9 protein-coding genes are annotated in these 11,365 nt (G+C 71.7%); 2 read left to right on the plus strand and 7 right to left on the minus strand.

Going from position 1 to position 11,365, the window contains the following annotated elements; all coding sequences use genetic code 11:
• Positions 1–63: 63 nt before the first annotated feature.
• From QFZ75_RS00390 to QFZ75_RS00420, 7 genes are all read right to left on the minus strand, one after another.
• On the minus strand, positions 64–1,410 hold the full coding sequence (locus QFZ75_RS00390; protein ID WP_307533118.1) for a serine hydrolase: 1,347 nt from the start codon (positions 1,408–1,410) through the stop codon (positions 64–66).
• Positions 1,411–1,516: 106 nt separating this feature from the next.
• Positions 1,517–2,737, minus strand: coding sequence for a cytochrome P450 (locus QFZ75_RS00395; RefSeq protein ID WP_307533120.1), 1,221 nt, complete (start codon positions 2,735–2,737; stop codon positions 1,517–1,519).
• Between the two features lie 962 nt (positions 2,738–3,699).
• The gene (locus QFZ75_RS00400; RefSeq protein WP_307533122.1) at positions 3,700–4,053 is read right to left on the minus strand and encodes a hypothetical protein; all 354 of its coding nucleotides are present in this window, start codon (positions 4,051–4,053) and stop codon (positions 3,700–3,702) included.
• Between the two features lie 200 nt (positions 4,054–4,253).
• Positions 4,254–5,177, minus strand: coding sequence for a 5-dehydro-4-deoxyglucarate dehydratase (locus QFZ75_RS00405; protein WP_307533124.1), 924 nt, complete (start codon positions 5,175–5,177; stop codon positions 4,254–4,256).
• 61 nt (positions 5,178–5,238) lie between these two features.
• On the minus strand, positions 5,239–6,225 hold the full coding sequence (locus QFZ75_RS00410; protein ID WP_307533126.1) for a 2-hydroxyacid dehydrogenase: 987 nt from the start codon (positions 6,223–6,225) through the stop codon (positions 5,239–5,241).
• A gap of 7 nt (positions 6,226–6,232) precedes the next feature.
• Positions 6,233–7,507 carry a glucarate dehydratase family protein gene (locus tag QFZ75_RS00415; RefSeq protein WP_307533129.1) on the minus strand — a complete coding sequence of 425 codons (1,275 nt, stop codon included), beginning with the start codon at positions 7,505–7,507 and terminating at the stop codon, positions 6,233–6,235.
• A 69-nt stretch (positions 7,508–7,576) separates the two neighbouring features.
• Positions 7,577–8,548, minus strand: a complete 972-nt coding sequence (locus QFZ75_RS00420; RefSeq protein WP_307533131.1) for a 2-hydroxyacid dehydrogenase — start codon at positions 8,546–8,548, stop codon at positions 7,577–7,579.
• Between the two features lie 353 nt (positions 8,549–8,901).
• Between QFZ75_RS00420 and QFZ75_RS00425 the strand changes: the two genes are divergently transcribed.
• Together QFZ75_RS00425 and QFZ75_RS00430 are read left to right on the plus strand one after the other, a co-directional pair.
• The gene (locus tag QFZ75_RS00425) at positions 8,902–10,431 is read left to right on the plus strand and encodes an ABC transporter substrate-binding protein (RefSeq protein WP_307533133.1); all 1,530 of its coding nucleotides are present in this window, start codon (positions 8,902–8,904) and stop codon (positions 10,429–10,431) included.
• A gap of 1 nt (position 10,432) precedes the next feature.
• Entirely contained in the window at positions 10,433–11,362 is a 930-nt protein-coding gene (locus QFZ75_RS00430; RefSeq protein ID WP_307533135.1) for an ABC transporter permease, read from the plus strand.
• Positions 11,363–11,365 lie beyond the last annotated feature (3 nt).

Raw genomic sequence — 11,365 nt, forward strand, 5'->3', positions numbered from 1 at the left:
GGCGCGCCGGGGCCATGGGGCGGCCCTTCGGCGCGGGGAGGGGTGCGGCGGGACGGCCGGGCGTCAGGCGGCGCCGACGCGGCGGGCCGTGCGACCGGAGATCTGCACGCGGTCGACGCTTCCGTCGGTGGGATCGCGGTGGAAGCGTCCGCCGGGTTCCCGCCGGCCGGTGGCCGGGTCGACCAGATCGCAGGTCAGATCCGGGTAGCAGACCAGGGGCAGGTGCAGGTCACCGTCGATGGACAGCGCGGGCGAGCCGTCGGGGCCGAGGCTGATCCGGTACTCGCTCGTCCCGTTGCGGTAGGTCCCCGCACACGCGGGGAAGGCGAGGGGGGCGCCCCGGTCCGGGCGCGCCGCAGCGGTCGGCACCCGCATGCCGGTGAGCCGGGTGAGCAGGTCGGCCAGGTCCCGCCACAGTGCGGTGGCTCCGCCGGCGTTGCCGGTGAAGGCGGCCACGACACCGCTGCGCGGCTCCGCGCGCAGATGGCAGGAGGTGCCCTGGGCGTTCCCGTCGTGACCGCACCACCAGCGGTCGTCCTGCTGGTGGAGGGCCGTGCCCAGCCCCCAGGCGTCCGCCAGGGTGCCCGCCTCGGCTCCCTGTTCGGGGCGCCTCATCAGCGCGGCGGTGCCGGACGGGACGACGGCCGACCGGCCGATCAGCGCTCTGCCCAGGGCCAGCAGGTCGAGGGCGCTCGCCTGCAGTCCGCCGGCCGGGGCCTCGACGGGCGCCAGGCTCTGCCGGGCCGGCCGCACGGCTCCCGTGGCCGTGTTCAGGGCGTGTCCGCCGGCGGTCGGGCGGCCGGGGGCGGTGTCGCCGAGGAAGGAGGGCGTGATGCCCAGCGGTTCCAGGAGCAGGACGCGGACGGCTTCGTGCCATGTCATGCCTGTGACGGTTTCGATCAGCCGCCCGGCCGCCACGTAACCGGCGTTGGAGTAGGAGAAGTCCGTCCCGGGGTCGAACAGCGCGTCCTCGGCGGTGCAGACCGCCGAGAGGTAACGGGAGGCCGTCAGTCCGGCCGCGGTGTCCGAGTCGGGCCCGGTCGGCAGACCGGCCGTGTGGGAGAGGAGGTGACGCACGGTCACCTTGGGCAGATCCTGCAGTTCCGGCAGGAGGTCGGCGACGGCCTCGTCCAGGTCGAGATCCTCGTCGTCGATCAGGAGCATGACAGTGGCGGCCGTGTACGCCTTGGTGACGCTGCCCAGCGGTACGGCCGTGTCGGCGGTGAACGGGGTGCCGTGGACGGCGTCGGCGGTGCCGGTGTGCACACTGACGACCTCCGTCCCGGTGTCGACGGCCAGTTGGGCGCCGGGTACGCGATGGGTGCGGGCGAGGGCGTCGAGACCGTCCTGCAGAGTGCGGCGCAGGAGGGACGGCCGCGGGGCGACTTGAGCGGTGGTGGGGTACGGCATGTGAGGGGGACTCCCGGTGGCTGCGTTCCGTGAACGTGACACGAGGGGCCGATGGGGATGAGCGGAACGGCCCGGCGCGTCGGTGCGGGTGGTGTGTTCTTGCTCGCTAGGCCCTTGTGACGTGGACCGGCAGGTGGCGTACGCCGACGATGACGGCCGGGTTCTGGAACGTGACCTCGTCGTAGGCGGGGACAGCCAGATCGGAGAAACGTTCAAGCAGCATCCGGAGCGCGATGCGCGCCTCCAGCCGGGCCAGGGGCGCGCCGAAGCAGAAGTGGATGCCGTGACCGAAGGTCAGATGGGGATTGGGGCTGCGGGCCGGATCGAAGACGTCCGGCGCCTCGAAGCGGGCCGGGTCGCGGTTGGCGGCGCCCAGGTGGGCCACCACCATCGCGCCCGCGGGGATCGCCCGCTCGCCGATCACCACGTCCCGCGTGGTGCGCCGGCCGAGTTCCGCGAAGGGGGGCAGCCAGCGCAGTACCTCCTCGACGGCGTCGGGGAGCCGGTCCGGGTCGGCGCGCAGGGCGGGCAGCGTGCCGGGGTGCCGGTCGAACGTGACGACGGCGTTGCCCAGCAGCGCCGTGGTGGTGACGTGCCCGGCGACGAGCAGCAGGGCGACGAACCCGACGATCTCCTGGTCCTCCAGCCGGACCCCGTCCACCTCGGCGGCCAGCAGCTTGCTGGTGAGATCGTTCCCGGGATTCGCGCGGCACCGCCGGATATGGTCCAGGACGTAGCCGTTCATCTCCCGCACGGTCGGGGCAATGGCATTCAGGGCGCGTTCCAGATCGGCCATGTCGGGTGCTTCGCCGAGTTCGTCGCCACCGAAGAGGGTGGCCGCCCACTCCTGGAACAGCTTGTGGTCGGCCGCCGGTATGCCGAGCAGTTCCGCGATGACGATGATGGGCAGCGGGTAGGCGAGCGAGTCGACCAGATCGAACCGGTCGCGGTCCGCCACGTCGTCCAGCAGTCGGCCGCACACACTTTCGATACGCGGCCCCAATCCGTTCACCACGCGAGGGGTGAATGCCTGACTCACGAGAGTGCGGAGTTTACGGTGCTCCGGCGGATCCATACCGACGAAATTGCCCTGCCGGAAGACCTCGAAGTCCTCTTGGGTGGGGCCGCCGGACGAAAAGTCGGAGGAATACGTCGCCGGGTCCGCCAGAATCGCGGCCACCGCCTCGTAATCCACCACCTGCCAGGCGCCCTGCCGTTCTTCGTAATGCACCGGTCTCAATGCGCGTAAGGACTGCCATCGATCACTGAGCACGTCGAAGGGCAGGTCGAGAGGTAAGTGGTCCTCTTTCGATGCGTTGCCGATCACCTGAGCTCCTTCGTGCGGGACGCGGGGACAGCGAGAACACGGGCGGGACGGTTGACCTCGGGCCCTCGGTTCGGGCCCGGATCCATGGCGCGACCTGGTGCGCTCCTGACGGGCCCGGACCTGTCCGGGTGGCGGAGCGACCGGGCCGCGGTCGCCGACGACCGGCCTCCCGCACGGGCGCCGCCCGTGCCGGCCGGTACACGTCGCGTACCGCGGACGAGGATTTCAGTCGTACGCGTCGCCCTGTACGTCGCGGACCGCGTCGGCTCGGCGCCCGCCCACGGACAACCGGGGTACTCGTCGTGTGCACCAAACAGACATCACAGATCTCCAGTGAACTTACCGCGCGTCCGTCGCACGGCGACTTCCCTTTTCCTCTGTGCACATCAGCTCTTCACGTGAGGCCGCATCAGCCGGCACCACATGCGAGGCCGTGTATCCCGCCGGGCGGGTCGGTCCATACACGGGCCATACACGGGCCGATCAACTCCGGCCCGGGCGAACCCGGCGACAGTCTTCATCGTGCGTCGATCGCGAGCAACCCCCCGAAGATTAAAGGAAGGTATATCGACAAGCCACCGAGCATTGTCTGCGTTCAGCTTGAAACAAACCCGTCGCCGATGCCTGTGAGGCCTGCGACTTGCTTCATCGGACCCACGCGTGCCCCGGTATCAGACGGCTAAACAGCCATGTACGCAGAACCTGGGGATGCTGTTGAGCACACACCGGCGGGCAACTCCTCTCACCTGCGCAGAGATTGCCCGCGACAGTTCCGCAAAGGCGGACACGAAAAGCGGAACACCCCATTCAAAGAGGGCCCGAGCGCATTGAGTCGATCGCCGCGGGGGGCCGCGACCGGCTTCCGGCGCCCTCGGCCACCGGACCGCTCCGGCACGAATTCGGCCGGATCACGCCGGTTGCGCGGTACGGCCGTCGGAGCCGGCCTGCGCGCCTCTCCCGTTTCAGCGGAACTCGTGGACCACCCGGATCTCGCCGATCATGTGGGCGTTGAAATCATCCAGCTCCTCGGCCGGGACCCAGAGTTCGAGGATCGTCCGACCGCCCGCCTGCCGGACGGGGTACCGGTTCACGAATGCCGACTCGACCTCGAAACGGGTGACGAAGCCGGCGCCGTCGTGCTTCACGTTCCAGTCGCGCGCGATCCTGATCGCGTAGTCCTCGTCGAGGACCGGGTAGAAGATCGGCTGCTCGGGCAGCCGGGGCGGCCACGCACGCCAGTTCAGCTCCCGGACCAGGTCCAGTTCCCTGGGGCCGGTGGGGCGCCACAGGGTCGTCGTCGCTTGTCTGCTGGTCATGTGCGCACTCTCCGGACGGTGACCGGCACCACGGCGGATCAGAAGACGGGAAGATCGGGAGACCGGACGATACCGGCACCGTGAACTCGGTGGCCACGCGGTTTTCCGCACCGCGCCGGCCGGCGTCCGAGGAGCCCCGCCTTGCGCACACCTGGACGCGGGGAGCCGCCCGCCGCCCGTCGCGCGGCTCCCCGCCCGGGTCAGGACGCGAGCACGGCGCGCCCCTCGGCGATGATGGCCGCCAGTTCCTCGACCTCGCCCGCGTCGAGCGACGTGAGGGGCGGGCGGACCGGCCCGGCCTTGATCCCCTCCAGGGTGACCCCCGCCTTCACCAGGCCCACCGCGTACCCCGGAACCCGCTTGCGCAGGCGGACCAGGGGGTGGAAGAAGGCGCGCTGCAAGGCGTCGACCCGCTGCCGGTCGCCCTCTTCCATCGCCCGGTGGAAGGCGAGCGACAGGTCGGGGGCGAAGGCGAACGCGGCGGAGGAGTACAGCTCCACTCCCAGTGCGCGGTAGGCCGGTTGGCTCGCCTCAGCGGTCGGCATGCCGTTGAAGAACTGGAAGTCCTTGCCGGACGCGCTCAGTGCCTCACGCACGGCGGGGACGATGCGGGCCACGAGATCGAGGTCGCCGGTGCCGTCCTTCAGGCCTGTCACCGTGGGAAGTTGTGCCACCTCCGCCGCCGTGCGCTCGTCGAACCGCGCGTTCGCCCGGCTGTAGACGATCACCGGGAGGGAGGTCTCCCGGGCGACCGCGCGGGTGTACGCGACGAGTCCGTCGGCAGGCGACTCGACGAGGTAGGGCGGCATGAGCAGCAGACCGTCCGCACCGGCCGCCGCCGCGGCCCGGGCGAAGCGCCGGGCCAGTCCGAGCGCGCCGCCGGTCCCGGCGTACACCGGGACCTGTCCGGCCGCCGCGTCCACGGCGGTCCGTACCACCGCGGTGAACTCCTCGACGTCCAGGGCGTGGAACTCGCCGGTGCCGCAGGCGACGAACACACCGCCGGGGCCGGCGTCGACCCCGGCCGCGACGTGCCGGCGCAGGGCGTCGAGATCGACCTCGCCGATGTCGGTGAAGGGGGTGACGGGAAAGAAGAGGACGCCTTCGAGCATGAGTGTCTCCAACTCCTGGAACGGCGGATCGGCGGAACGGGCGGGTGGGGCGGACAGGTGGGCGGGCGCCGGGTCAGGTCGCCGAAGGGACGGCGGCGCGTACCACGTTGGTGAGCGGCCGCCCCTGCTCCAGCCGGTTGATGTTGTCGGCGATCTCCGCCGCGCGGGCGGCGAAGGTGTCGCCGGTGTGGCCCGAGTGGTGCGGGGTCATCAGCACGTTGGGCAGGCGGTGGAACGGCAGCCGGCTGGGCGCCTGCGGCGGTCCGGACCACCACACGTCCAGTGCGGCGCCCGCGATGGCACCGGAGTCGAGCGCCTCGTAGAGCGCCGCCTCCTGGACCACCGGGCCGCGGGCCACGTTGACCAGCAGGGCCGTGGGCCCCATGGCCGCCAGTTCGGCGGGGCCGATCAGTCCGCGGGTCGCGGGGCCGAGGGGGACCGTGACCACCACGACGTCGGACTCGGCGAGCAGGTCGGGCAGCCGGTCGTTGCCGCCGATCCAGTCGGTGCGCAGATCGCCGGGGACCGGCGCGGAGGGGTCGCGGCGCACGGCGCGCACCCGCAGGCCCACCGCCTGGCACAGCCGGGCGACCTCGGTGCCGGTCTCGCCGAACCCGATGACGCCCACCCGGCGGCCCTCCAGCGTCCGCCCGAACGGCAGGTGCGGATCGACGGCCACGTTGCGCCAGTGGCCGGCCCGCAGTGCACGGTCGGCGCCGAGGACGTCACGGGAGAGCATCAGCACGGACATGAGCACGTGCTCGGCGATGGAACGGCCGTGGTGGTGGGTGGTCGTGACGGACACGTCCGGGCCGAGCGCGTCCAGGGGGATGCCGTCGTAGCCGGCGCCGACGACATGGACGAGCCGGAGCCGTCCGGCGCGCCGGGCGTCCTCGGCACGCAGCTGCGAACCGACGTACACCTCGACGTCGTCGATGGCCTCGGAGAGGCGTGCCGCGCTCCAGTCGAAGGAGTCCAGCCAGGTGTGCCGGCCCTGCGCGCGGGCCTTGAGGGGTTCGTGGAAGCGGCTCAGGATGCGGTGGTTGAGCATGATGCGCATGGTCGGGTCACCACCGGGGGGTCTCGGTCGGGAAGGAGGGGTCGACGCGGCGCATGTAGCCGGTGTCGTCGCGGTCGCGCAGCCCGCAGTCGAGGTACTGCCGGTGGAGCCGGGCGAGCGCGTCCCGGTCCAGCTCCACACCGAGGCCCGGAGCGGTCGGGACGGTGACGCGGCCCTCCCTGAACCGGAGCACCCCGGTGTCGACGACGTCCTCGTCCGGCCGCTTCCAGGGGGTGTGCGTGTCGCAGGCGTAGGTGAGGCGCGGGGTGGCCGCCGCCAGGTGTGTCATCGCCGCGAGGCTGATGCCCAGGTGGGAGTTGGAGTGCATCGACAGGCCGAGGCCGAAGGTGTCGCAGATCGCGGAGAGCTGTCCGCAGCGCCGCAGTCCGCCCCAGAAGTGGTGGTCGGACAGGACGATGCCCACGGACCCGCGGGCCACGGCCGGGGCGAGGTCGTCGAAGGAGACGACACACATGTTGGTCGCCAGCGGTGTCGGTGTCCCCGCGGCCACGGCCGCCATACCGTCGACGCCCTCGGTCGGGTCCTCCAGGTACTGCAGGACCCCGTCCAGTTCGCGGGCGACGCGCAGTGACGTCCGCGTGCTCCAGGCGGCGTTGGGGTCGAGGCGCAGGGGCAGGTCGGGGAATGCCTTCCGCAGGGCCCTGACCGCCGCGATCTCCTCGTCCGGCGGGAAGACCCCGCCCTTGAGCTTGATGGAGGAGAAGCCGTACGTGTCGATCATGCGGCGGGCCTGGTCGACCAGGCCCGCCGGGTCGAGGGCGGCGCCCCAGTCGTCGTCCGCCTGCCCGGCGTGTCCGGCCCACTTGTAGAAGAGGTAGGCGCTGTAGGGGACCGAGGGGCGCACCGCTCCGCCCAGCAGGTCGCTGACCGGCCTGCCGATCAGCTTCCCCTGGATGTCCAGGCAGGCGACGTCGAACGGCGACATGACCCGGTCGACGGCGCTGCTGCCGGTGACCATCCCGGACATGCCGTCACCGCCGGAGGTGTCCGGTCCCAGCGCGCGGGTGGTGCGGGCGACCAGGTCGTTGAGGCTCCACACGTCCAGGCCGGTCAGTTCCCCGGCGGTACGGCGCAGCCGTGCCAGGTGGAGTGTGCCGCCGTAGCTCTCGCCGATGCCGGTGACACCGGATTCCGTGGTGATCTCCACGATCGTCCGCAGCGCGTAGGGCTCGTGGACCCCGACCGTGTTGAGCAGTGGAGGATCCCGGAAGGCCACGGGGGTCACGGTGACGTCGGCGATGCGTGCTGCGTTCCCTGCCATCAGGCCATCCCCATATGTAGTCGGCGTTCTCATTTGTAGACAGCCATCCTCGCGGCTGTCAATGGCAGGTCACGGAACGGGGGTGAGCAGGACCCCCTCCGCCAGGAACCTCCGAAGGTTGTCCAGGACCAGGTCGCCCATCATCCGGCGCGTCTCGCGCGTCCCGCTGGCGATGTGCGGGAGGAGGACCACCCGGTCCGACTCCAGCAGCGCCCGCGGCACGTTCGGTTCGTCGGCGAAGACGTCCAGCGCCGCGCCGGCGATGCGCCCCTCCCGCACCGCCGCGACCAGGGCCGGTTCGTCGACGACGCTGCCGCGCGCGACGTTGACCAGGTAGCCGTCGGGGCCGAGCGCGTCCAGCACCTCCGCCGAGACCATGCCCCGGGTGTCCGCGCCGCCGGCGACGGTGACGACCACCGCGTCGCACTCGGCGGCCAACTCCCGCGCGGTGGGCAGGTGGCGGTGGCCGACGCCGGGCACCGGGACCCGCGAGCAGTACGAGATGTCCGTGCCGAAGCCCTCGAGCCGTCGCGCGACGGCCCGGCCGATACGGCCCAGCCCCAGGATGCCCACCCGCTTCCCGCTCACCCGCGAGGTCAGCGGGTAGGGCGCCGTCGTCCACCGGCCCGCCCGTACGTACCGGTCGGCGGCCGACAGCTCCCGCATGACGTCGATCAGCCCGCCGACGGCGAGGTCGGCCACGCAGTCCGTGAGCACGTCGGGGGTGTTGCTGACGTCGATGCCGCGCGCCCGGGCGTGGCGCACGTCCGTGGTCTCGTAGCCGACGCCGAAGTGGACGATGGCCCCGAGCCGCGGCAGCGCGTCCATCAAGGAGTTGGCGACTCCGAACCGCGCGCTGGTGACCGCGGCCACCACGTTGCCGCCCTCCGCGCGCAGGTAGGCGGCGGGGTCGGGCAGTTCGTGCAGCCGGACGGCACCGTGGCGTTCGGCCAGTGTCGCCTCCAGGGCGGGGAGCAGCGGGGACACCTGGAGGACGGTGCCCGGGGCGGCCGGGTCACCGGCGGCGGAGGGGTGGGACATGGTGGTACTCCTGTCGTGGTCGAGGGTGCGGTGCCGCACGGCGTCCGGTGACGTCCGGGCGGGACCGGAAGGCGGTCGTGCGGGACCGGAACGTGGTCGCGCGGGACCGGAGGGCGGTCCCGCGGCGACGGACCGGAGAAGATCCGTCCTTGCGCATGTCTTGACGCTGCCACGGTGCCGGTTTAGCTTCGGCGTTCACAGATGCGGACCGAATACGTAAGTGTAAACAGCTCAGGAGGCCGGCCCGCACTCGGCCCGCGCCATACCAGCACTCCCCCGGAGATACGCCGACGATGAAGTCCCCCGTTTCCTCCCCTCCGCCCGGACGACGGCGGTCCCGAACGACGCGCGCGATGCTGTTGGCGGGCACGGTGCTGGTGTCCAGCGGCTGCGCCGTGGCCAACAGCGCCGGCGGCGACGCCGGGCAGGCCGACGGCCGCACCCTGCGCGTGGTGCTCACCCAGGAGCCACCGACGCTGGAGCCCTGCGAGGCCTCGCTGACCGGTACCGGCGTCGTCGTCCGCTCCAACATCACCGAGCCCCTCGTCGAACGCGATCCCGCCTCCGGCGAACTGCACCCCCTGCTCGCGACCGCCTGGAAGCAGACCGGGCCCCGCACCTGGAGCTTCGACACACGCGACGGGGTCACCTTCCAGAACGGCGAGCCGTTCACCGCCGAGGACGCCGCCTTCTCCATCGACCGGGCGGTCAACTCCGACCTCGCCTGCAACGTCGAGGGCTACGTCTTCGGCGACGACGACCTCGAGGTGGAGGCGGTCGGCGACGACCGGCTGACCGTCACCACCGCCGAGCCCGACCCGATCCTTCCGCTGCGGCTGAGCTTCGTGGAGATCGTGCCGCGCACCACCGACACCGAGGCCAAGGTGCGCGTCCCGGTCGGCACCGGCCCCTACGCCGTACGCTCCTGGCAGGCCGGAGCCGCGATCGACCTGAACCGCTACGACGACTACTGGGGCAAGGCCCCCGACTTCCCCCGGGCCCGCTACGTCTGGCGCAGCGACGCGAGTGTCCGGGCCGCCATGATCGACAAGGACGAGGCGGAGATCGCCGTCGCGCTCGACCCGATGGAGGCGGAGAAGGACACGACCGTCGCCTATCCCAACAACGAGACGACCGCGCTGCGGCTCGACGGCCGCGAGGCACCGCTCGACGACCTTCGGGTGCGCCGGGCGATCGACCTGGCCGTCGACCGCCAGGGCATCGTCGACGCCCTGCTCGGCGGACTGGCCGAACCGGCCGGACAGCTCGTGCCGCCCGGAGTGGTCGGGCACAGCGAGGAGATCGAGCCGACCCGGCAGGACGTGGCGAAGGCCAGGGCCCTGGTGGCGCAGGCGAAGGCCGACGGCGTGCCCACCGGCCGCACCATCACCCTCGTCGCCCGCAACGGCATGTTCGCCGGGGTGTCGGAGACCGCGGAGGCCCTCCAGTACCAGATGGAGCGGATCGGGCTGAACGTCCGCGTGCGCATGGCCGACACCGCCACCCAGCTCCAGTACCAGCTGAGGCCGCTGCCGAAGAACGTCGGCCCCATCGCCCTGCTGATCATGCACGGCAACCAGGCCGGTGACGCGGCCTTCACCGCCAGCCAGTACCTGCTCGGCGACGGCCCGCAGTCCACCTTCGGCACCGGGGACCTCGACCGGCGCATCTCCGACGCGGGCCTGCTGTCCGGCGACAGACGCCAGCAGGCGTTCGCGGATCTCCTGGCCCGCCAGAACGAGAAGGTGGTCCAGTACACCCACATCGCCCACATGAGCGGGCTGCTCGGACTGTCACCGTCGATCCGGTACGAGCCGAACTCCGCCACCGGCGACGAACTGCGGCTGGCCGAGGTCGGCCAGGCCGAGGCGGTGAAGCACTGACATGATCCCCTTCCTGCGCAAACGCATGGTCTCCAGCGCCGTCCCCCTCTTCTGCGTGGTGCTGGGCGTCTTCTTCCTGGCCCGCATGACCGGCAACCCGGTCGACCTCTACCTCCCCCTCAGCGCCACCGCCGAGCAGCGCGCGGAGTTCTCCGCCGCCCAGGGCTTCGACCTGTCGATCCCGGCGCAGCTGTGGAACTACCTCAGCGACGCCGTACGCCTGGACTTCGGCACCTCGCTGCGGACGGGGCAGCCGGCGACCGAGATGGTGCTCGACGCCTTCCCGGTCACCCTGCAGCTGGCCGGTGTGACGATGCTGCTCGCGATCACCGGAGCGGTGCTGGTCGGCAGCCTGGCCGCCTACCGGCCCAACTCCCCGGCCGACCGGGTCGCCAGCCTGCTGTCGATGACGGCCGCCAGCATCCCCGACTTCTGGTTCGCCATCATGGGCGTACTCGTCTTCGGGGTGAGCCTCGGGTGGCTGCCGACCTCCGGCACCCTCGGCGGACCCGAGATCTGGGTCCTGCCCGTCGCCACCCTGCTGATCCGTCCCTTCGGGGTGCTGGTCCAGGTGGTGCGCGGCAGCATGGTCTCCGCGCTCTCCGCGCCCTACGTCAAGATCGCCCGCAGCAAGGGCGCCACGCCCCGCCGGGTGATCTTCGGCCACGCCCTGCGCAACGCCGTGACACCGGTGCTGACCGTGGCCGGCGACCTGGCGGTCGGCCTGGTCAACGGCGCCGTGATCGTCGAGACGATCTTCGGCTGGCCCGGCATCGGCAAACTCATGATCGACTCCATCCTCCAGCGCGACTTCGCGGTCCTCCAGGCGGCCGTGCTCCTGACCGCCGTGACGATCTTCGCGCTCAACATCCTGGTCGACGTCTGTCACGCGTTGGCCGACCCCCGTGTGCGACAGGCGGTACCGGCGTGAGCG

It is taken from the genome of Streptomyces sp. V3I8 (assembly GCF_030817535.1).
Lineage (GTDB): Bacteria > Actinomycetota > Actinomycetes > Streptomycetales > Streptomycetaceae > Streptomyces.